Origin of the sequence: Bacteroides sp. Phil13 (genome assembly GCF_001940965.1) — a bacterium.
Lineage (GTDB): Bacteria > Bacteroidota > Bacteroidia > Bacteroidales > Bacteroidaceae > Bacteroides > Bacteroides intestinalis.
Map to the genome: position 1 here is coordinate 10,521 of NZ_MSHA01000002.1, position 23,153 is coordinate 33,673.

The 23,153-nt window shown below is 41.4% G+C and carries 16 protein-coding genes; 7 read left to right on the forward strand and 9 right to left on the reverse strand.

The window, feature by feature from the left end; translation table 11 throughout:
* Positions 1-221: 221 nt before the first annotated feature.
* Both BWI44_RS00575 and BWI44_RS00580 read left to right on the forward strand, forming a co-directional pair.
* On the forward strand, positions 222-590 hold the full coding sequence (locus BWI44_RS00575; protein ID WP_007663150.1) for a BlaI/MecI/CopY family transcriptional regulator: 369 nt from the start codon (positions 222-224) through the stop codon (positions 588-590).
* 32 nt (positions 591-622) lie between these two features.
* Entirely contained in the window at positions 623-2,314 is a 1,692-nt protein-coding gene (locus tag BWI44_RS00580; protein WP_286810344.1) for a M56 family metallopeptidase, read from the forward strand.
* Between the two features lie 99 nt (positions 2,315-2,413).
* Here BWI44_RS00580 and xpt read toward each other — a convergent pair whose 3' ends face one another.
* The 5 genes from xpt to BWI44_RS00605 form a co-directional block, all read right to left on the reverse strand.
* Positions 2,414-2,980, reverse strand: coding sequence for a xanthine phosphoribosyltransferase (gene xpt / locus BWI44_RS00585; protein WP_021968099.1), 567 nt, complete (start codon positions 2,978-2,980; stop codon positions 2,414-2,416).
* Positions 2,981-3,005: 25 nt separating this feature from the next.
* On the reverse strand, positions 3,006-4,355 hold the full coding sequence (locus BWI44_RS00590) for a DNA recombination protein RmuC (protein ID WP_195208906.1): 1,350 nt from the start codon (positions 4,353-4,355) through the stop codon (positions 3,006-3,008).
* Between the two features lie 2 nt (positions 4,356-4,357).
* Positions 4,358-5,212, reverse strand: a complete 855-nt coding sequence (gene map, locus BWI44_RS00595; RefSeq protein WP_007663142.1) for a type I methionyl aminopeptidase — start codon at positions 5,210-5,212, stop codon at positions 4,358-4,360.
* A 118-nt stretch (positions 5,213-5,330) separates the two neighbouring features.
* A complete protein-coding gene (locus BWI44_RS00600; protein WP_195208907.1) occupies positions 5,331-8,753 on the reverse strand; it encodes an AAA family ATPase in 3,423 nt (1,140 codons plus the stop codon).
* A 23-nt stretch (positions 8,754-8,776) separates the two neighbouring features.
* Positions 8,777-9,994: an exonuclease SbcCD subunit D gene (locus BWI44_RS00605; RefSeq protein WP_195208908.1), complete on the reverse strand. Its 1,218-nt coding sequence runs from the start codon at positions 9,992-9,994 to the stop codon at positions 8,777-8,779.
* Between the two features lie 221 nt (positions 9,995-10,215).
* Between BWI44_RS00605 and BWI44_RS00610 the strand changes: the two genes are divergently transcribed.
* Positions 10,216-13,326, forward strand: coding sequence for an ATP-binding protein (locus BWI44_RS00610; RefSeq protein WP_286810349.1), 3,111 nt, complete (start codon positions 10,216-10,218; stop codon positions 13,324-13,326).
* 101 nt (positions 13,327-13,427) lie between these two features.
* Here BWI44_RS00610 and BWI44_RS00615 read toward each other — a convergent pair whose 3' ends face one another.
* Positions 13,428-14,546 (reverse strand): OmpA family protein, encoded by a 1,119-nt coding sequence (locus tag BWI44_RS00615; RefSeq protein ID WP_044531995.1) that lies wholly within the window; start codon positions 14,544-14,546, stop codon positions 13,428-13,430.
* Between the two features lie 468 nt (positions 14,547-15,014).
* Positions 15,015-15,554 (reverse strand): glutathione peroxidase, encoded by a 540-nt coding sequence (locus tag BWI44_RS00620; RefSeq protein ID WP_007663134.1) that lies wholly within the window; start codon positions 15,552-15,554, stop codon positions 15,015-15,017.
* A 120-nt stretch (positions 15,555-15,674) separates the two neighbouring features.
* On the opposite strand from BWI44_RS00620, the gene araJ reads away from it, so the two are divergent.
* The 3 genes from araJ to BWI44_RS00635 are packed head-to-tail and all read left to right on the forward strand — an operon-like array spanning position 15,675 to position 17,715.
* Positions 15,675-16,817, forward strand: a complete 1,143-nt coding sequence (araJ, locus tag BWI44_RS00625; RefSeq protein ID WP_044531994.1) for an MFS transporter AraJ — start codon at positions 15,675-15,677, stop codon at positions 16,815-16,817.
* Positions 16,818-16,874: 57 nt separating this feature from the next.
* The gene (locus BWI44_RS00630) at positions 16,875-17,294 is read left to right on the forward strand and encodes a hypothetical protein (protein WP_044531993.1); all 420 of its coding nucleotides are present in this window, start codon (positions 16,875-16,877) and stop codon (positions 17,292-17,294) included.
* 13 nt (positions 17,295-17,307) lie between these two features.
* Positions 17,308-17,715: a hypothetical protein gene (locus tag BWI44_RS00635; RefSeq protein WP_044531992.1), complete on the forward strand. Its 408-nt coding sequence runs from the start codon at positions 17,308-17,310 to the stop codon at positions 17,713-17,715.
* A gap of 69 nt (positions 17,716-17,784) precedes the next feature.
* Here the strand turns inward: BWI44_RS00635 and BWI44_RS00640 are convergent, their stop codons facing one another.
* A complete protein-coding gene (locus BWI44_RS00640) occupies positions 17,785-18,696 on the reverse strand; it encodes an RluA family pseudouridine synthase (RefSeq protein WP_286810353.1) in 912 nt (303 codons plus the stop codon).
* Between the two features lie 39 nt (positions 18,697-18,735).
* Positions 18,736-20,166: a 23S rRNA (uracil(1939)-C(5))-methyltransferase RlmD gene (rlmD, locus tag BWI44_RS00645; RefSeq protein ID WP_118217094.1), complete on the reverse strand. Its 1,431-nt coding sequence runs from the start codon at positions 20,164-20,166 to the stop codon at positions 18,736-18,738.
* Positions 20,167-20,365: 199 nt separating this feature from the next.
* On the opposite strand from rlmD, the gene ppdK reads away from it, so the two are divergent.
* Positions 20,366-23,092, forward strand: a complete 2,727-nt coding sequence (ppdK, locus tag BWI44_RS00650) for a pyruvate, phosphate dikinase (RefSeq protein WP_138291920.1) — start codon at positions 20,366-20,368, stop codon at positions 23,090-23,092.
* Positions 23,093-23,153: the final 61 nt, after the last annotated feature.

Consider the following 23,153-nt stretch of genomic DNA (forward strand, 5'->3'; position numbering starts at 1 on the left):
ATATTATTTATGCGGATCAGGAGTGGGATTGTGTTCATAATCCTGCAATAATGAACAGGATTCAACTCTTGATCCGCATATATAATAATGTGTATTGACTATCTACTAATAATATTAGTTAAACTACTTCTTGTATTAGTTGAATAACTAATAGAATTAGTTGTTTGTTTAAAACTAATTTCTATCTTTGTGCCATTCACCCAAGTAAACTTGAAAAGATTATGAAACGATTAACTGCCAAAGAAGAAGAGATCATGCAAATGTTCTGGGAACATGGTCCGATGTTTGTTCGTGAATTGTTGGCCTTTTATGAGGAGCCTAAACCACATTATAATACCGTATCTACCTTGGTGAGAGGGCTGGAGGACAAAGGATTTGTGAAATACAGGGCTTATGGTAATACGTATCAGTATTATGCGGTTGTTTCCGACAAAGAATATAAGCGTTCTGCACTGAATGATGTGGTGGCTCAATACTATAATAACTCTTATACCAATGTCGTGTCTGCATTTATTGAAGAAGAAGGTATGTCGGTAGACGAGTTAAAAGCGTTGATCGCGGAAATAGAAAGTAAAAAGTCGAGCAGATAGAAATAGAGTTATACTCGGAAAATAAATAGATCATGGGAACTATATTGTTTTATATATTTGAGTCTACCTTATGCCTGACAATCCTGTACCTTCTGTTCAGATTGTTTTTCAGGAAAGATACGCTGTTTCGTACGAACCGTTATTTACTGTTGATGGGAACAGTGGCATGTACATTACTCCCATTGCTGCAAATAGATGTTCCTCAATATACAACTTTGCAGTTGCCGATAACTGCCGTAAGACATTTATTGACTGAAAAAGAAGTGAATATTGAAAGAAAAGGAGGCGTTGATGAAAAACATTTGTCAGGAGAAGCAAACCTTTTTATGACAGGGAAAGGAGAGGATACAGAAGAAAATCATGCCAATGTGATTCATGCTATCCCTGTGACTTTACTGTTAGGTGGTTGCTATTTTATTGGAGCTTTGGTTGTACTTACCTTTCTTTTGTTTTCTACTGTCCGTATGCGCCGGCTCATTCATAGTTACCCCGCCTGTAATTATGGGAAATATAAATTGATTATCTGCCCTGAGAAGATCGTTTCTTTCAGTTGGGGGAATATGATTGTTCTGTCACAAGAAGATTATGAACGGAATCCCGGAGAAATCTTGTTGCATGAACAAATGCACCTGCAACATAGGCATACATTGGATTTACTTTGGATGGAATGTATCCTGATATTCCATTGGTTCAATCCTGCCGCATGGCTCCTGATGTGTGAACTTCGTGAAGTGCACGAGTATGAAGCCGATAATGGCGTTATTAATAATGGCATCGATGCAACAGAATATCAACTTTTGTTAGTGAAAAAATCCGTAGGTACAAGGCTCTACTCTATGGCTTGCGGATTCAATCACAGCAAACTTAAAAATCGTATCACTATGATGTTAAAAAGAAGAACAAACAATTGGGCACGTTTGAAGCTATTGCTTTTTGTGCCTGTAGCTGCTGGGACGCTTTATACTTTTGCGCGACCAGAAGTGAAGAAAACAATGGGACAGGCGATAAACACGCCTGTGAGTGTGAAACAAAATTCGGTTCAGGAGAGCGAATTGCAACAGTTGGAAGCATTTTTCGAGCGTAAGGCAGAAGATGCTGTGGGTGGAAAGAAGGAGTATCAGATTGAAAACCCGACGGGAACTTTTTATAGTTTCTTTGTGAACATGAATAATAAGATGATGCTGAATCAGGAGTTGATTAAGGAATATGATGTGGAAACCTTGTCAGTCCGCCTTAAAGATCTCTTGAGGAAAGAGTATCGGAAAGTTGCGAATACGGACAAAAAATGGATTCCCGGCTTATTTGTAAGGTACGACCGTGGTTCATCACCCACTGCTATCACTTCTTATCTGCGTACCATAAAAGAGGCTTATCTACAAGTTCGTGGAGAAATTTCCAAAGAATTGGGCGGAGTTTCCGAGGCTCGTTTGGATAGTTTGCTTCCTATATTCGTTTCTTTTGGAGAACCTAAGGTTTACGGTTCTAAATATAAGACGGCTTCGGATGTATTTTTACCTATAGAAGTATCTTTGTATCCGAGAGGAGGTATAAGCGCAGTGATAAAGAATCCTTCTCTTCAGGAATTGGAATTAAAGCTAAAGGATTACAAAACGATTGCCAATAGCGTTGGATTATCAGTGGGACTGAAGTTTGATAAAGATGTTACTATGGGAATAGTCCAAGATGTGAAAGAAGTTATTCGGAAAACTTTATCCGATAAATAATGCTTTACTGCATTTAAGATATACCCCAGCTATTAATTTACAGCCGATTTGTTCATGAATCAACAAGCCGGCTGTAAGTTAATAGATGATGAAACACTTTTATCTAATCTTTATTTCGCAATTATCCAGACTTTCAATAATCGCCAGGGATTCCACATGTATACCTTGCTCACGCAGTTCATCTCCTCCATGTTGAAAAGCCTTTTCTATAATGAAGCCCATACCTACCAGTTCGGCACCGGCCTGTTTCACAAGCTCCATAATACCTTTAGCTGCATTTCCATTGGCTAGGAAATCGTCTATAAAGAGTACCCGGTCGCCCGGACGAAGAAAATCTTCACTGACACATACATCATACGAGCGTTGTTTGGTGAAAGAATAAACAGAGGTCACCAACATATTTTCCATGGTACTGGGCTTTTTCTTTTTGGCGAAAACTACGGGTAGTTCCAATAGATAACCTACCATGATGGCAGGAGCAATGCCACTGGCCTCTACTGTGATAATTTTGTTGATTGGGGTAGAGGCAAAGCGTCTGACAAACTCCACACCGATAGATTTCATCAAAATAGGGTCCATTTGGTGATTGATGAAATTGTCTACTTTCAGTATGCCTCCCGGGTAGCATTTCCCATCCTTCAGGATACGGTCTTTCAGTATTTTCATGTTTTATATATCTTATTTTGAATGTCTATTTCATTGGTTCGGTTTCCTCTTCTTCTGATTCTTCTTCCTGAGGCAGCAGCCTTGCTGATATCCGTTTTTTAGGAGTAAGACTCATGTTACGCAGAAGTTCAGCTTGCCTTACCACACTACCGTTGCCATCAGAGAGCTGGTTGTATGCCTTGTCATAATCTCTCTGCATCCCGTTCAGACTGTCGCCGATACGTAGGAAAGTATCTGTAAATCCGGCAATCTTTTCGTAAAGCAACGTTCCTCTTTTGATGATATCCTGCACGTTCTTTACTTGATTTTCCCGTTTCCAGAGGTCGAGAGAGAGGCGGAGTGCGCTGATCAGATTGGTAGGGCTCATTAATACCACCTTCTTTTTATAAGCATACTCCCATAAATTAGTATCCGCTTTAATGGCTGTCAGATAGGCTGCTTCAGTGGGAATAAACATCATTACAAAGTCCGGTGCTTTAGCGTCATAATGTGAGTAATCCTTCTGACTGAGTTCATCGACGTGAGCTCGTACCGATTGCAGATGTGCCTTTAGCCAGTGTGTCTCTTCATCTTTATTTTCGGCCGAATTATAAGCAGCATAGGCAGTTAGCGACACTTTAGAGTCGATAATCATTTCCCGGTCGTCCGGATACCTAACAATAATATCCGGCTGCATTTTCTGACCGCTTTCTTCATTGGTCAGCATTTCACCTTGCTCGTTTTTTAGGAATTCCTGACGGAAGTAGTGTTCACCTTCTATCAACCCGGAGGCTTGCAACAGGCGTTCCAGTATCATTTCTCCCCAGTTACCCTGTATCTTGGAGTCACCTTTCAAAGCACGGGTCAGGTTGTTGGCATCCTCACTGATGCGATTATTCAATTCTACCAGATCCTTGATGCGTTCTTCCAAAGAAAAACGTTGTTTTGACTCTTTGTCATACACTTGTTCCACCTTTTCCCGGAAGTCTTTTAGGTTTTCTCCCAAGGGACGGAGCAAATTGTTGAGATGTTCTGAATTTAGCTTAGTAAAATCCTCTGCCTTACTCTTGAAAATCCGGTTGGAGAGATTTTCGAACTCTGTGCTCATACGTTTGTGTAAGGCTTCCGCTTCTTCTACTTGCAATTTCAGGCGCTCTTCCCATTGTTTCTGTTGTTCTGCCAATCTCAGATTGAAAGATTTTTCCTGCTCTGCCAGCCGTTCGGTTGTTATGGCTTTTTCACGTGAAATCCGTTCTTCTACCGTACGATTCAGTAACTCCTCGCGTTCGTGGGTGGCTTGCAGTTGTGCGGATAGGGCAGCACTTTTTCGTCCGGCTATTAAGTAACCTATGCCGGCACCTACGATGAGTCCGATAATCAGGAAAACAATATCCATGCTTATTCAGTCAGTATTTCGTTGCCATTCTCAGTAATCAAAATCATGCTTTCCCACTGTGCTGAGGGGAGCCCGTCGTCAGTGCAGACTGTCCATCCGTCGGCTTCATCAATGAAGACTTCATAAGTTCCCATATTTATCATCGGTTCGATGGTGAAAGTCATTCCCGGAACGATAAGCATTCCCGTACCGCGCTTGCCAAAGTGTTCTACGTCCGGTTCTTCATGGAACTTAATTCCTACACCGTGCCCGCACAAATCGCGTACTACACTATATCCGTTTTTCTCGGCATGCTCCTGAATGGCTGCGCCTACATCTCCGAGGCGTGCCCAAGGTTGTGCTGTCTGTACGCCTATGTCACGACATTCTTTTGCCACTTGTACCAGGCGTTGCAGTTCCGGTTTCACTTCTCCAATCATGTACATGCGTGAAGCATCCGAGAAATATCCTTTATAAATAGTCGAAACATCCACGTTCACAATATCTCCGTTACGCAGAAACTCTTTGGTACTCGGTATACCATGGCATACGACATCATTGATGCTTGTACATACACTTTTAGGGAAACCTTCGTACATGAAAGGGGCCGGAATGGCATCATGATCTGTGGTAAATTCATATACCATATGATCTATTTCTGCTGTCGACATCCCTTCACGGATATTTGCCGAGATATAATCCAGCAATGCAGTATTGATTTTTGCGCTTTCACGAATACCTGCCAATTGCTCCTCAGTACGCAATAAATGGCGTGACGGTAATTTGTAGCCTTCCTTTTTATAGTGCTGAATTTTTTCTTCTACTTCGTCGGAATAATTTTTAGGAGCAAACCGGACTCCTTTTATGAACTTTTTCATTGTCTTCTTCTATTAATAGTTGCTACAAAAATAGGTAATAATATAGTAATTATGAATTTTAAATTATAAATTATGAATTGCCGTGCGGATGATTGCGCAGCCATTCATAATTTATAGTTCACAATTCATAATTCGAAATTTTAATCTCACTTCTCGAATTATCGATTCGCTTTACCTGAATTTGGGTTTTGATCCGTTCACGCAGCCCTTCTACATGACTGATGATGCCTACTTTCTTGCCACCCATTTGGTGTAGCTTTTCCAAAGTATCCATCACTGTATTCAGATAATCGCTGCTCAGTGTTCCAAATCCTTCATCGATAAACAGTGTATCTACTGACAGGCTGTGGCGGCTGAGGGCAGAGAGTCCTAAGGCGAGTGATAAAGATACCAGAAAGCTCTCTCCGCCGGACAGGGTGCAGGCTGGACGTGGTGTGCCTCCCTGATAAAAATCGCGTAGCAAGATAGTGAGTGAACCAGCCTGGCACTCCAATTCGTAGCGCTTGGTGAGATGTTGCAGGTAGAAATTTGCTCCATTGAGCAACTCTTTCAGTACAAAACTTTGTGCGATGTTTCGGAAATTCTTTCCTTTCTCGTCACCAAAGTGATGGCAAAGACGGTCCCATTTCAAGTACACTTCCCGTAATTCGTCCGCACGTTTCTTCTCGTCCTTTATCCGGGCGATGTTCTTGGTGTTTTCTTCCAATTGGATTTTCAGCCGTATGAGGGCCTGATTGCTTACTGCAATTTTCTCATCTAAAGCTATGATAAGGCTGTCCAGACTTTCAAGGTTTTCTTCCTTTGCCATCTCCGGTTTCTTGCTTTGGTGCTCTTCCAGTTGTCTGGTTGTTAGCTTGAAAGCGGTTTGTGCGGCTACTTCTTCGTTTTTAAGCCTTTGTTGACCGATACGCAAGTTCTCTATTTGCTCGCTAGAGTAGGAGGAAAGAGCTATGAGGCGTACTTCGTTCATATCTGGATGTATAGTATAGAACACTGTAAGGTTGGCTTGCAGCTCGTCGATGTTTTTTCGGATAGATGAGATATTTTGTTTCAATCCGCTGACTTCAGAGTTCAGGGTATTCCATGCCATTCCCAGATTTTTGATCTCCATCCTTTCCTTTATTGGCAGGTTTTTCCATTCGGGAAATGCTGTGCAGATCAGATTCTGCGTTGCTGATACACTGTCCAGCTCTTTCTCTATGAGGGAAATGGTTGTTTTTAATTCCGATTGCCTGTCCTGTGCCAGTTTATAATGTACTGTAGACTTTTGTAAGCGTTCGATAAATGAGGTAGGATCAGTACTCCATTCTGTTTGCCATCCTTCCCAAAGAATAAGTGGGCTGACACGTTCCAGTGTGGTGCGAATGATGTCCTTTTCACTTTCGATTAGCGAATGTTTATTAGTGATGTCATTTTTCAGTTTCGTCAGATTCTTGTCAGCAGTATCGAAAGCATTTCGGGCGGCCTCCACTATTTTCTGATGTTCATCTTTTAAGTACTGCAATCGGGAGATATTGTTGGAAAGGATTTGTACTTCGTTCAATCTGGCATTGATGTCTTCAAGGTGCTGTTTATTTTCTTGAATTTGTCTTTCCAGGATATCTCTGGTATCATTTGAGATTATTAGAATATTACACTGACGGCATGTTTCTTCAGCTTCAGTTTGAATAAATTCATATCCTTTCCGGGCTTTATCTGTTGCCAGACGACTCTCTGCTATCATATCCTCATAAGTTCTGGTCTCCGTCCGGTTACTATTCAAAGTTTGTTCTGCTTCCTTGTATTCTTTCTCTTTTGTCTCCAGCGATTGCCAGATAGGGGCAAGTACAGACTGAAAATCTTCATCCTTGCTGAGTGATGCTATCTTTTGACCACATACCGGACACATATCTCCTACAGAAAGACGGGTACGGGCTTCTTGTGCCCACTCTTCCACAGCTTCTTTTTGTTTGTCGTAGAGCATTTTGATCTCATCGTAGGCTTTCTTTTTAGTGTCGAACCTGTTTTCCAGTTCTTTGTATTGTTTTTTGCTGGTTTGCAGCTTTAGTTCCAGAGATTTTAGGTTTTCTTCTGCTATGTTCAGGGCTGCTTTTTTCTCTCCTAATAGTATCAGGGTATTTTGAGCTTTTAGCAACTTTTCCTTAGCCGTTTCCAATACATTCTTCTTTTCCTGTAGTACATTTCGATTCATGGATTCAAGCCGGGCATTCAATAAGTTTATCTCTTGCTGCTTAATCTGATTTTCCTCGTTTTTCCGGTTGAAATCATTTTCCTTATTCGTGCGTTCCTGTTCCTGGACAGGCTGCTTCCGGGACAATTCTGCTATTTGTATTTCGTAGGCAGCGATGCGTGAGTGAGCAGAGAGCACAGCATTCAGATCTGTAACGATGGACTGACTTTGCTCGAACATAGGTAGGAGCGGGGCGTGAGCCTGCAAATACTCTTCGGCAAGTTTTAATTTAGCTTGCAATTCTTTCAGATTTTCCTTCAACCAGAAACAGCCACTACTGAGGTAGATGAAACTCTTTTTCAATTTCTCAGTTTGCTCTCTGTCTTTTTTCTGTTGCTGTTGTTGCTGTTTGAGAGAAAATAACCAGTTACGGGCATCTGCAGTATTATTCCAGTCTTTTATCAATAGTTCTTTCTGCAGGAAGTCATCCGATTGCAATTGTTCCTTTTTCGTTTCCCAGTTCTTTTGTTGGCTTTCTAGGGTGAGGATCAGTTCAGCAAACCGTTTCAACCAGTCACGTTTCAGGACTGCTCTACTCTTTTGTACGTTATTTCCATTGATATCAGCATTTAGCGTAGTTGTAGTTTCGGAGATTTCGTTTATCTCTTCATCAGTCAGCACATGGATACCTTCCAGTTTTTGGTTCTGATTCTCATATTCTATGCGTTTCTCTTTGGTGATGGCGTAAATCTTTGCACCTATTTCAGAATAGATTCCGGTACCTGTCAGTTTCTCCAGGATATCCGATTTTTCACTTTCCTTACTCTGAAGAAATTTGGTGAAATCTCCCTGTGCCAGGAGAGTAGTACGGCAGAATTGCTCGAAACTTAACCCTACGGCTGCTTGTATTTCGGCTTTTATTTCATTTTTCTTTGTGATTTGGAGATTCGTTTTCCGGTTCTCTAATGTCCACTTTGCATCTTGAATGGCACCCGATGCTTTTCGGTGTGCACGGGCTACGTACCACTTGGCAGTATAAGGTATCTCGTTTGAACCGGTGAACTCTAGTTCCGTCCACGCCTCGTTGGTATTTCTGCGCATCAATTGGCGGCTGTCGTTTATTGACACATCCTCTTTCTTGGAAGAAAAAGTTTGCCCTATGTCCCTGTACTTTTCGTTTTCTGCCCGTTCCATGCGCGGCGTTTCATTGTAGAGTGCCAGGCAAATTGCATCGAGTAATGTTGTTTTGCCGGCACCCGTTTCCCCACAAATCAGAAACAGGGATTCTTCGCTCAGTGGTCCATTCTCAAAGTCGATCACAGCATCTTCTATGGATGCCAGATTTTTTATAGTCAGTTTTTGAAGTTTCATGATTCACTACAGATTATAGGGAATTAATGCAGAATGCTTTTCTCTTTTACCTTTTGTACTACGCTATTCATCAGTTCGCAGAGTTCCTCATCCATTTCTTCTCCTTCTGCTTCCTGAAAATAAAGTTTTGCTATTTCCAATGGGGACATTTCCTGCATTTCCTGAATAGAGATATGCTTGGTTTCATCCTCTGAAGTGCGCTTCTCCCGGTTGGGCTTGATATAACAGAATTTGCAGTTTTTCCCTTTTACCGCGCTCGATGCCCGTTCGTTGCAGTCGGGCGCCAGGTAATCTTTTATCAGAACATTCAGGCGGATATAAGCCGGTTTGTCATCCGGGTATTCCTCCAGCAGTTTTATAGCTTCTTCAAAATCTACAGCTTCCTTGGGTAGCGTGATGAGTGGCATCGGATTCTCTATTTCAATTGTTTTGATCTGAGGTGCTTTTTCTCCTTGTATTTCAACAATGGAAACAGAATGTGGATAAGTCTCGTCGAAGCTGACAGACAGGGGAGCGCCACAATATCGTGCACAAGACCTACTTCCTTTAATGTTCTGTGGGCAATGGATGTGACCGAGTGCCAGATAATCGTATCCTTCGCCCATTGCACTGATAGGGACATATTCTATTCCGCCTACGGTATCGTCATGCCCGGTTGGGTCGCTGCCTTCTATGGAAAGGTGTGCCATCAATACAACAGGCAGTCTTTCCGCATTCATTTTTTCTACTTCATCCTGCAATGCTTGGAAAAAGCGTGCCTGCCGTTCTTCTCGAGGTGTTTCTGTGTCCAGTATCGGGAAGTTTTGCGGATAGACGTGAGGTATGGCGATAATATATCCTTTTAGTATTCCTCTGTCGTTTCTCACTTCTACGATGTGTTTTTCCAGATTTACTTCTTCCTGGTTTCGTTCTATGTTTCCTACTACCTTTACACCGAAATGGTTCCACAGACTACTGTCTATCTCTAATTTCGAACTGCTGTCGTGGTTTCCGGCAGTTACTACAATTGTCATTTCGGGGCATGCCCTGTGAATTTCGAGCATACCGTCCGTGTACATCTTCTGTGTACTTGCCGATGGGGTGGAGTAGTGGTAGATGTCTCCGCTAACGACCATTGCATCCGGCATTTCTTCTGCCACAATGCGGGTTAGTTGCTTTAGGAATGCTTGTTGCTCGCGACTGCGGTCATAGTTGTATAGTGTATGTCCCAGATGCCAGTCGCTGGTATGAAGTATTTTCATGATTTTTTTATTTTCTGCTCTCAAAAGTACGTAGAATATGGAAGATACGCAATTCTCTTTAAAAATCTCTTTACTAAAAACTGGGAATTCTCTGATTTTTAATTAGTTTTGCAATCTAATTTCTCTATGATGTAGGCCTTTTGTTCCTTGTGTGGTAAAGAATGGATACACTTGTAGACTAAACTGTAATTTCGATGAAATATTTGCAAATAATAATCAGAGTGTTTATTATATTAGTTGTTTTTCTTTCGAATGCTGTTAATGTATTTGGCGAAGTCTCCTCAGCATTTAAACCCGGAAATGAAGATAGAATATTGATTCTCAATGCATACAGTGGATCTTCCCGTTGGAGTAACGATTTTATTATCCCCATTTATAATTCTTATCAACATAAAAACTCTCCTTATGTAGTGGATGTGGAACACATGGGTGGGCAATTTATGCATCTGCAAAATGTGGAAGATTTATCAGAATACAAAGAAAACCTCTTTGGAAAATATGCAGACAATCCTCCGAAACTCTTGGTCCTCTTGGGTAGTGCCTCTTGGGGCTTGCTGAAAGAGAGTATAGAAAATAAATGGAAAGATGTTCCCGTTATTCTCTGCACCGAGACGGATTATGTAGGTCCACAAGAGGCCTACTTGCACAGGCGAGCCATTGCGGCGGAAGAGAGAACACCTTTGACAGATTATCAAGGCAATCTGTCGCTGACTGTCTTTCATGTGCCTGCCTATCTTAAAGAAACTGTTCTGTTAATGCAGAATCTGATGTCTGAAATGGATGAACTTATCTTCTTGTCGGATGCCCGTTACATAAGTGCTCAGTTTCGCTCGGATTTAAAAGAGATTGTGAATAAAGACTTTCCGGAGCTTGAAATAAAAGATTATGTTGCCGGTGAAATGACTACCGATGAATTGGCTGATTCACTGGCCCATGCAGAGGAGAATAGTGGCGTTCTCTTTTGCTCATGGTATCAGGAAAATGCTCAAAAAGGGAATGCTGTATTGACCAATAATATTTCCAGAATCCTCAGCTATTATTCTTCTTCACCTATTTTTTCATTAGACAATACCGGATTGCAACGGAATGGTATGATAGGTGGTTACTTTTTGGATGAGAAGACAATCGGGAGGAACATTACAGAAATAACTGCCGGCGTTTTAGCTGATAATAACGTGAAAGGTGTTCATATGGTGAATTGTGGGACTCCCGCTCCTATGTTCAACTATTACGATCTTACAGAAGCCGGATTATCACCTAAGTTGTGCCCTCCCAATTCTGTTTTTTATATGATGCCTCCTTCTTTCTGGGAGCAACACAAATATAGTATCATTTTGGGAATTACCACAATTCTGATTTTATTTATGTGGATGTGGTTGTGGTGGTTGTATAAGAGCAGAAGAAAGCAAGCCGAACAGATAAAGCTGATGACAAGCTATCACAGTTTGTTTGAGAATATGCCCATCGTTTATTTGAAGCAACAGCTGGTTTATGATTCTGCCGGAAAGATTGTCGACTACATCACAGTGGAAGCAAATCCCCGTTTCGAAAAATATTTCAAGTCTATGGGTGAGGTGATTGGTAAAAGAGGGAGTGAAGCAGATCCGAAAGGCTTTGAAAGAATGTGTCATCTCTACAGTATGGTCAACTCTACTCAGAAGGAGCTTTCATACCAATACTATTACGAAAATATAGGTAATTATTTCAATGTAATTCTGACACCCTCTAAGCATAAGGGATACATTGATGTATTCTGTGTGGATAATACCGAGTTAGCCGAGACACAACAGATGTTACGATCTGCTAATCATAAATTATCAATGTCGCTGGACGTGGCTAATATCGTTCCCTGGAAATGGGATTTGGAGAAAGGTACTATGCTTTGTGACGTAAACCGTCCGGTAGAGCTTAGCCATGATGATAGCATGATGAATGAGGAACAACTTTCCGTTCCTGACTACCAATATTTTGCCAAAATTTGCAAGGAAGACAGAGACCGGGTAAAGAGGGCTTATAAGGAGTTGACGGAAGGTAATGTTTCTAAGATCAGAGAAGAATATCGCGTGATAGTTCGTAAGAATGGAATATCGCGTTATGAATGGGTTGAGGCTCAGGCCACTGTGGATAAGAGGGATGAAAAAGGTAATCCGATAACTTTGGTAGGTTCTTCTCTCGTGATAACTGGACGAAAGAAAATGGAAGAAGATCTGATTACGGCAAAAGAGAAAGCTGAAGAATCAAATCGTCTGAAGTCTGCTTTCCTGGCCAATATGAGTCATGAAATACGTACTCCACTCAATGCTATTGTCGGCTTCTCCAGTATTTTGGCAGATGCGGAAGAGCCGGAAGAAAAAGAAGAATATATCAATATTATTGAGAATAATAATACACTGTTGCTGCAGCTGGTAGGAGATATTTTAGAACTTTCTAAGATTGAGTCCGGAACGCTGGAATTTGTATTTTCCGATTTAGATCTGAATGCATTGTTTAAGGAGATAGAAGAATCTGCCCAGCTTCGTCAGAAGAATGAAGTTGTCCCCATCCGATATATACCGGAAATGCCGGACTGTACTGTAAATATCGAGAGGAACAGGCTGACACAGGTTATGACGAATATGCTTAATAATGCTATGAAGTTTACTTATAGTGGAAGCATCACTTTCGGTTATAGACTGAAGGATACTGATTTCCTTTATTTTTATGTTACGGATACGGGATGTGGAATTGAAGAGGATAAGAAAGATACTGTTTTTGGTCGTTTTGTGAAACTCGATTCTTTTTCTCAAGGTACAGGATTGGGACTGTCTATCTGCCAGAGTGTTGTTGAGAATTTGGGCGGTAGCGTAGGCGTTGAATCGGAACCTGACAAGGGCTCTACTTTCTGGTTTACTCTTCCTTATCATCCTGTGGAACTCAAGTCGACGAGAGAACAGAAAGAACACCGGTTGAGTAAAGTAGAGAAGCTCACCGTTTTAATAGCTGAAGATAATGAAAGCAATTTCTTGTTATTTGAATCTATTCTGAAACGTAAATATAACATTCTTCATGCTTGGGATGGGGAAGAGGCGGTAGAATTATTTAAGAAATACAATCCTCATTTGATATTGATGGATATCAATATGCCTAAAAAAACGGGCTATGAGGCTACACAGATTATACGTGAAATATCGCCGACAGTTCCTATCATGGCAGTAACGGCTTATGTCTATGCAGAAGATGAGGAACGCATCCTGAATAGTGGTTTCGATGCGTACACTTCTAAACCTATCAATGCACAGAAATTGCAGAGTGATATTGTAGATTTGCTTAAGAAGCAGTTGATCTTCATGTAATCTTATTCCGAAATTGAGCATAAAATAGAGCTGTACTGTATCCTAAAGGCAGGATAATACAGTACAGCTCTATTTCTTTTATATCAGACCTTATCTGATTACTATTCAGTAATACAAATTGCTACACGATTTTCATTATTAGTAGAGAAAGGTTGAACCTTGTCTCCCTTAAAGTCTACCATGATTCTGTCGGCAGCGATACCTTTTGCTTTCAAAGCCTTCTCAACAGCTAAAGCACGTTCTTTGGAAAGTCGTAGGTTAATGGCTGTTGTACCGGTTCCAGCATCTGCATATCCGCAAATAGAGACTTTTACATCTGCGTTCTTTTGCAGGAATGCAACCAGGTCAGCTATTTTACTTTCTTCAGAAGAACGTATAACAGAAGAATTTATATTGAAGAAGATATTTTCAGTCAAAGGTTTCACTTCCTCTTTTTTCTCCTCTACTGGTGCAGGAACATAAACTGGTTTCGTCTCTTGCTGAACTTCCACTACTGTTTCCACGACCTCCGGAGTATAAGCAACGACAGGTTTTGCCTTTTTGCCACTCTTTCCGAACTTGAATGTAAAACCGGCCAATGCATTAAGCTGCCAGTCGGCATTGTCAGCCTTCTTGGAGTTGAATTTATCCGATACGACATTGGCATTCACTTCAAGATTGAAAGATACATGGTTGCTCAGACGCAAATTTGTACCCAACCCCCCACGGCCGGCTACAAAAACCTTTTTGCCGCTCCAGAGATATTGCATGCGGTAACCTGCTGCGTCCAGTGCAACAGCATCGTCATTGTTGAATCCACCGGCGAGACCTACTCCCACGAACATATAAGCGTTGAAGAAACGTTTTGGATTATAGTGGCAGAACAGGTTGCTCAGGTCAAGTGTGGCATCTACGTTTCCTTGCAGATAGTTGAATTTATAGGAATCGTCAAGTGCCGCCCATTTACCTTTTGCTTGCCAGCCACTTGCACCGGCGCGTATTCCCCATAGAGGAGTAAACTTGTATCCGACAGAAAGAGCTGCTGCAGGAGAGATCAGGTCTTTAAAACTGGCCTCACCAACAGTTTCTGCAGCACCTGCCTGTACCTGCATATACCAATGAGGTTTGAATGTTGTTTTACTTTCTTCTGTGACTTGCCCGGAAGATTGAGTATTTTGTGCCAATCCGGCTAAAGTGCTTAGGCATAGAGCCATGAGCATAAAACTTCTTTTTGATTTCATATTCGTTTGTTTTTAATTTTTTTTGAGTTCGCGAAATTAACTATTATTTGTTAGATTTATACTATATAACAAAAAATAAAGGATTTTGTTTCCGTTGTAACGCTTATAGGTCTGTTGAATGACGTATAATTTACTCATAATCAGTTGTCTGGGATGGCTACACCCTTTGCCCCGGATGGCTACACCCTTTTGTGCTCAAGGTTACACCATTCGGGTGAAAGGGTGTAGCCCTGTTGCAAACATGATTTTTACGTAATAGTCTATGCTGTTTTATATATCTTAGCTATCTTTGCCTGCTAAAATATTTAAAGCTACAAAAATATGTTAGGTCGTATCATTGCAATGGTAATAGCTGGAGTGATTATAGTTTATCTGGTTCGTTGGATAGATAACTTTTTCTCCGGATTCCGAAAATGAAAAACATAATAAGCCCTGAAACTTATGATAAATTTCGGGGCTTATTATGTTCTATTTCTCAATCCATTCTGTTATCTTCTCCGATAGCGGATCAGTTGTGGAGCCATAGGAGGCTATCCACTTTCCATTTTCATCTATCAGGAATTTATGGAAATTCCAGCCAACTTTTGCATTTTCCACGCCATTTTCGCTTTTTTCGGTAAGCCATTTATAGAGAGGAGCAATGTCTTTCCCTTTAACAGAGATTTTTGCCATCATTGGGAAGGTAACTCCGTAGTTCAATGTGCAGAATTCTTTGATTTCCTCATTACTGCCTGGCTCTTGGCTCAGGAAATTATTGGCAGGAAAGCCTATTATTACAAAATTGTCTTTTCCATATTTTTTATATAGCTCTTCAAGCTTGGCATATTGCGGAGTGAAGCCACATTTGGATGCTACGTTAACTACCAGTACTTTCTTTCCCTTAAAGGTGGAAAGTGATAAATCTTCTCCATCAATCGTCTTGACTGTGAAGTCATAAAAACTTTTCTGCTGTGCATGGGCAGCTATTGCTGTTATTGCCATAAATAGACTTATAATAATTGTTTTCATATTACTGTTCTGTTTATATATAAAAACAAAATGAAGCCATGAATAGTTTATTATTGGAATAAAAAAAACACTACCTTTGCACCCCGGTAAAAAGGTTAGTTTTTTGTAGGTAAAATAGGTATGAAGAAGAGTCTTATTGCATTAGCGTTCGGCACCTTGGGATTAGGGATTGCCGAGTTTGTCATGATGGGCATTCTGCCCGATGTGGCTAAAGATTTGGGCGTTAGTATTCCTGTGGCAGGGCATTTTATTTCTGCATACGCTTTGGGAGTATGTGTCGGGGCACCTACTCTGATCTTGGCCCGTAAACATCCACTGAAACATATTTTGTTGGCGTTGGTGACTCTGATAATGGTAGGGAATATCTGTGCAGCAATGGCGCCTAATTATTGGGTATTATTACTGGCTCGTTTTATTTCCGGACTTCCTCATGGGGCTTATTTCGGTGTAGCTTCTATTGTTGCCGAAAAATTGGCTGATAAGGGTAAAGGCTCTGAGGCCGTATCTATCATGATTGCCGGAATGACTATAGCCAATCTTTTTGGAGTTCCATTGGGAACATCATTGAGTAATGCTATCTCATGGCGGGTAACATTCTTGCTGGTGGGTTGTTGGGGAGTGATTATTCTTTATTATATCTGGCGTTGGGTACCCCACGTGGAAGGGCTGAAAGATACTGGTTTCAAAGGACAGTTCCGTTTTCTTAAAACCCCGGTTCCCTGGCTCATTTTAGGGGCGACGGCACTGGGTAATGGCGGAGTTTTTTGTTGGTACAGTTATATTAACCCGTTATTGACGAATGTATCCGGTTTCAGTGCCGAAAGCATTACCGGATTGATGGTATTGGCCGGTTTTGGTATGGTGGTGGGTAATCTGGTGAGTGGGCGTCTTTCTGACCAATATACTCCCGGAAAAGTAGGTACTACTGTGCAAGCTATGATTTGTGTTGTGCTGTTATTGATATTCTTCTTGTCTCCTTATCCGTGGTTATCAGCATTATTGATGTGCCTTTGTACTGCCGGCTTATTCGCGGTTTCCAGTCCGGAACAAGTGTTGATTATCCGTGTGGCAAAAGGTGGAGAGATGCTGGGAGCGGCTTGTGTGCAAGTGGCATTTAACTTGGGAAATGCCATCGGTGCGTATGTTGGTGGGCTTGCTATCAGTGGCGGTTATCGTTATCCGGCACTGGCAGGAGTTCCTTTCGCCATGGTCGGTTTTATTCTGTTTCTGACCTTCTACAAGAAATATCAGGCGAAATATTAAAACATTTCGATATCTTTTCGTATTTTTGTCCACAGGTATTAACTAAACTTGATAATTATGAAAACTTTGAATTGCGTAAAAATATTATTGCTATGCATCTTTGCTGTTGGTTTATTGTCTTGCGGGGATGATGTATATTACACGATGGAGAATAGTGACAAAAAGCTATGTGACAGAACCTGGATAGATGAATATGAGACGGATGAGGGCTTAACATGTACTTATCAACTCAGATTCTTTAAAGATAATAATAAAGGGCAGGAACTTACAACCACCTATGATACCGGTGGAAAAACGACTGTCGACAGAGAATTTTCCTGGCGTTGGACAGATGATAGCAAGGAAGCTTTAAGACTTACTTTTTCAGATGGAAAAGTAAAGTACTTTGAGAATGTATGGGTACGTGATCATTACCTTAGTGGTAAGTTGGATGGGAAAGTGCTGATGATGACAGACTCCAATTATACGAAAAACTAAATAAATAAGCGAGATGAAAAAATATCTATATTTTATATTTGTATGGGTGTTTGCCCTGAGTCTGACATCATGCGAAGATGATGATCAGTATAGTATAGAATCCGTAATCATAGGACGAGCATGGACAGGAGATGTAGGTATGTATGCTGAGAATGGTGAACCTATTTTCAGTACATTTACTTTTTGGGGAGATGGATTTGGTGAAGAATACCAATATTATTCATATGATGGAGCTCCTTATGATAATTTTCGTTTTAAATGGCTGTGGGAGGATGATTACAATAATAATCTAATATTAGATTATGGTAGGGCAGGTATGTCTTATATGGATGATGTTAGAGTAACAGGAAATCAGTTGAGAGGTACATTCTTCTTGACAAGTGATTCTCGGGGATTTAATTTTATACTGGGAATGGAATAAAAGAATGGAAAATGTATAATAATAAAACAGGTCGCTTTATAAAAGTGACCTGTTTTATTATAGGCCTTCTTATTTTTTCAGAAACAACTTTTTAAAATCATTCGGATAAGGCGTTTCAAACTGCATCAATTCTCCTGTAACCGGGTGATAGAAGCATAATTTGAAGGCATGTAGCGCTAGGCGTCCGATAGGATTTACCTCTTCGAGTCCGTAACGCCCGTCCCCAACAATAGGATGTCCTAAGTCTTGCATATGTACCCGGATTTGGTTTTTACGTCCGGTTTCAAGGTTTAGTTCCACAAGAGAATAACCATTGGCACGCTTAATAGTGCGATAATGTGTAATTGACTTTTGTCCTCCGTCATCTGTCGGACTGGAATATACATAAAGAGTACGATCCGTGAGCCAGGATATTATACAACCGGCATTCTTCTCCATCTCTCCCGCAACTACAGCTACATAACGACGGTCGGTTACAATCTCATGCCAATTATCACGCAGCGTACGCTGTGTTTTTTCATCTTTTGCAAACATCATTAACCCGGAAGTATCACGATCGAGGCGGTGGACAATATAAACGTTGCTGCCGCGTCCATTGGAGCGTTGCACATATTCATTTAGAATATGATAGGCTGTACGTTCCTTCTGGCGTTCACTGCTGACTGACAGTAAACCTTGCATCTTTTCCACCACTATGATATATGCATCTTCATATACGATCTTCAGCAATTTGTTATGAAACTCCTTTTTACCCTTATCACGGCTAATCTGTACTTTCATGCCCGGTTTTAGCGGAAAATTGTATTGAGTGGTTATCACACTGTCTACGAACACCACTCGTTTGCTGAGCAATGATTTTAGTTTGGTGCGACTGGCGTCCGGCATCTTGGCTGCCAGGAACTCCATAAGTTCCATCGGTTCATTTACTGTGTAGTCCGTATATTGAGTGTGGGCCCGTGCTACTATTTTTCCTCTTGCCACGTTGATAGTGATTAATGGTTAGTGATTAGTGATTAATTCTCAGTCTTCATTTCTTAATTCCAGAAGCACTACGTTTTCTACGTGGTGAGTATGTGGGAACATATCCACCGGTTGTACGGCTTTTACTTTGTATTTTACGTCGAGCAGTTGCAGGTCGCGTGCCTGTGTGGCTGGATTACAACTTACATATACAATACGTTTCGGTTCGGCAAATAAGATAACGTTTACTACATCCTGATGCATACCGGCTCGAGGAGGATCGGTGATAATAACATCCGGTCGACCGTATTGGTTGATGAAATCCTGTGTTAGCATATCTTTCATATCACCGGCAAAGAATAAGGTGTTCTCAATACCGTTGATTTCTGCATTTACCTTTGCATCCTCAATAGCTTCGGGTACATATTCGATACCGATAACCTGGCGGGCTTGCTTGGAGACAAAGTTAGCAATGGTTCCTGTACCTGTATAAAGGTCATATACCAGTTCTTTTCCGGTTAATCCCGCAAAATTGCGTGCTATCTTATAAAGGTTGTATGCTTGTTCGGAATTGGTTTGATAGAACGATTTAGGACCTATTTTAAAACGTAATCCTTCCATTTCTTCAAAGATGTGATCTTTACCTTTAAAAGTATGTACATCCAGGTCGGTAATAGTATCGTTGCGCTTATTATTAATAATGTATAGAAGGGAAGTTATTTCGGGAAATGTATCAGCAACATATTGCAGGAGTTGCTTGAACAGTTGCAGTTCTCTTTCTTCTTCCTCTATTTTTGCAACGAGAATCACCATAAGTTCCCCGGTAGTGGAGGTACGGATAATCATATTGCGTAACATTCCTTCCTGAGTACGCAGATTAATGAATGAATAATCATGCTCGTAAGCATAATCGCGTACAGCATTCCGGATACGGTTGGATATGTCATCCTGTAACCAGCATTTCTCTATCGCCAGTACTTTATCAAAAGCATTGGGGATGTGGAAACCTACAGCATTCATTTGATCATATACCACATTTTGCTTAACTTCTTCTTCCGTCAACCAGCGTTTGTTAGAAAAAGTGTACTCCAGTTTATTTCTATAGAACTGTGTTTTCTCAGAACCGAGAATCGGGGAAATCTCCGGAAGTTCAATTTTTCCGATGCGGGTAAGGTTGTCAGTTACTTGTTTTTGCTTGTATTTGATCTGTTCGGAATAAGGGAGAACTTGCCATTTGCAACCACCACATACCCCATAATGTTGGCAAAATGGGACGGCTCTTTCACGAGAATATTCGTGGAACTTCACTACTACGGCTTCAGCATAATGATGCTTTTTTCTCTTAATTTGCAGGTCTACTACATCTCCGGGAACGACATAAGGTACGAAAATAACCAAATCATTGACCTTTGCGATGGCTTTTCCTTCGGCAGCCACATCCGTTATTGTCACTTTCTCCAGTAGGGGAAGTTCTTTTCTATTTCTTGCCACTTTTACACCAGTCTAATAAATTATTCTGCAAAAATAGACATTTTTTCGGGAATTCTCTCTATGAAGTGAAATATTAAAGATTGCAATGTCGAAATTGCATTTTGATAGAAAGTTTTTTCTCAAAAAGTTTTCTAGTATGCGAAATATACTTAGATTTGCGAACAGAAAAAATCACAATCAAGAAACTTAAATTTATATTATGGACAAGAAAAGAGTTTATACCTTTGGTAACGGTCAGGCAGAAGGAAAGGCCGACATGAAAAATCTTTTGGGAGGTAAAGGTGCCAACCTTGCCGAAATGAACCTTATCGGGGTTCCGGTTCCTCCTGGTTTTACAATCACGACTGAGGTTTGTACCGAATATAATGAGATGGGGCAGGAAAAAGTGGTTGCTCTGTTGAAAGGCGAAGTAGAAAGCGCTATAGCAAAAGTAGAAGAATTAATGTCTTCTAAGTTCGGTGATGTAGAAAATCCATTACTGGTTTCAGTACGTTCGGGTGCTCGTGCTTCCATGCCGGGTATGATGGATACGATCCTTAATCTGGGTCTGAATGATGAAGTAGTAGAAGGATTGACACGTAAAACAGGCAATGCACGTTTTGCATGGGACTCTTACCGTCGTTTCGTACAGATGTATGGTGACGTGGTATTGGGTATGAAACCGACTAATAAAGAGGATATCGATCCATTTGAAGCCATCATTGAAGAGGTGAAGCACGCAAAAGGTGTGAAGCTGGATAATGAACTGGAAGTGGAAGACCTTAAAGAATTAGTGAAGAAGTTTAAAGCTGCTGTAAAGGAGCAAACCGGAAAAGACTTCCCGGCTTGTGCTTATGAGCAGTTGTGGGGTGCTGTTTGTGCAGTATTCAATTCTTGGATGAATGAACGTGCTATTCTATATCGTAAGATGGAAAGTATACCCGATGAGTGGGGCACAGCCGTTAATGTTCAGGCAATGGTATTCGGTAATATGGGTGAGACTTCTGCTACAGGGGTTTGCTTTAGCCGCGATGCCGGTACAGGTGAAGACTTGTTTAATGGTGAGTATTTGATTAATGCGCAAGGTGAAGATGTTGTGGCAGGTATCCGTACACCGCAGCAGATTACCAAAATCGGTTCACAGCGTTGGGCAGAACTTGCAGGCGTTAGCGAAGAAGAACGTGCAGCTAAATATCCGTCAATGGAAGAGGCTATGCCGGAAATCTATAAAGAGCTGGATACTCTGCAGACTAAGTTGGAAGACCACTATAGAGATATGCAGGATATGGAATTTACCGTTCAGGAAGGTAAACTCTGGTTCCTCCAGACGCGTAACGGTAAACGTACCGGTGCAGCTATGGTGAAGATTGCAATGGATTTGCTGCATCAGGGCATGATTGATGAGAAAACTGCATTGATGCGCTGCGAGCCCAATAAATTGGACGAATTGCTCCACCCTGTGTTTGATAAGACTGCTTTGAAACAAGCCAAGGTTTTAACTCGTGGTCTTCCCGCATCTCCGGGTGCTGCTACAGGACAGATTGTCTTTTTTGCAGATGATGCTGCAGAATGGCATGCTGCCGGTAAGCGTATTATAATGGTACGTATCGAGACTTCTCCCGAAGATTTGGCGGGTATGGCAGTTGCAGAAGGTATTCTTACTGCTCGCGGTGGTATGACTTCTCATGCAGCAGTAGTTGCCCGTGGTATGGGTAAGTGCTGTGTATCCGGTGCCGGTGCTTTGAATATCGACTATAAAGCGCGTACTGTAGAAATAGATGGCGTTCTGCTGAAAGAAGGTGATTATATTTCATTGAATGGTAGTACAGGTGTAGTTTATAAAGGTCAGGTAGAAACAAAGGCTGCTGAACTTTCAGGAGATTTTGCTGAATTGATGGATCTGGCTGATAAGTATACGAAACTTCAGGTACGTACCAATGCAGATACTCCCCATGATGCCGGCGTAGCTCGCAACTTTGGTGCTGTAGGTATCGGTCTTTGCCGTACGGAACATATGTTTTTTGAAGGTGAAAAAATTAAAGCTATGCGTGAGATGATCCTCGCAGAAGATGCGGAAGGACGTCGCAAGGCTTTGGCCAAGATATTGCCTTACCAACAAGCTGACTTTAAGGGTATCTTCCAGGCTATGGAAGGTTGTCCGGTAACTGTTCGTCTGCTCGATCCTCCTTTGCACGAATTTGTTCCGCATGATTTGAAGGGACAACAAGAAATGGCGGACGCTATGGGCGTTAGTTTGCAATATATCCAGCAACGTGTAGAGTCACTTTGTGAACATAATCCGATGTTGGGACACCGCGGATGTCGTTTGGGTAATACGTATCCTGAAATTACTCAGATGCAGACACGTGCTATCCTTGGTGCTGCTTTGGAACTGAAGAAAGAAGGTGTGGAAACCCATCCGGAAATCATGGTTCCGCTGACTGGTATTTTGTATGAGTTCAAAGAACAGGAAAAGGTAATTCGCGAAGAAGCTGCTGCACTTTTCGCTGAACTGGGTGACAGCATTGACTTCAAGGTAGGTACAATGATTGAAATTCCTCGTGCTGCTTTGACTGCTGACCGTATTGCTTCTTCTGCTGAGTTCTTCTCATTTGGTACAAATGACTTAACGCAGATGACATTCGGTTATTCACGTGATGACATTGCTTCTTTCCTTCCGGTTTATTTGGAAAAGAAGATTCTGAAAGTAGACCCATTCCAGGTTCTCGATCAAAATGGAGTAGGACAGCTGGTACGTATGGCTACGGAAAAAGGTCGTGCTATTCGTCCGGACTTGAAATGCGGTATTTGCGGTGAGCATGGCGGTGAACCTTCTTCTGTAAAATTCTGCCATAAGGTGGGTTTGAACTACGTTAGTTGTTCTCCATTTAGAGTACCTATAGCACGCCTCGCAGCGGCGCAGGCAGCTATTGAAGATCTGAAATAAAAGACTTCATAAATCTTATTTATAGGCTGTAAACCTTTTTTAGAAAGGCTTACAGCCTATC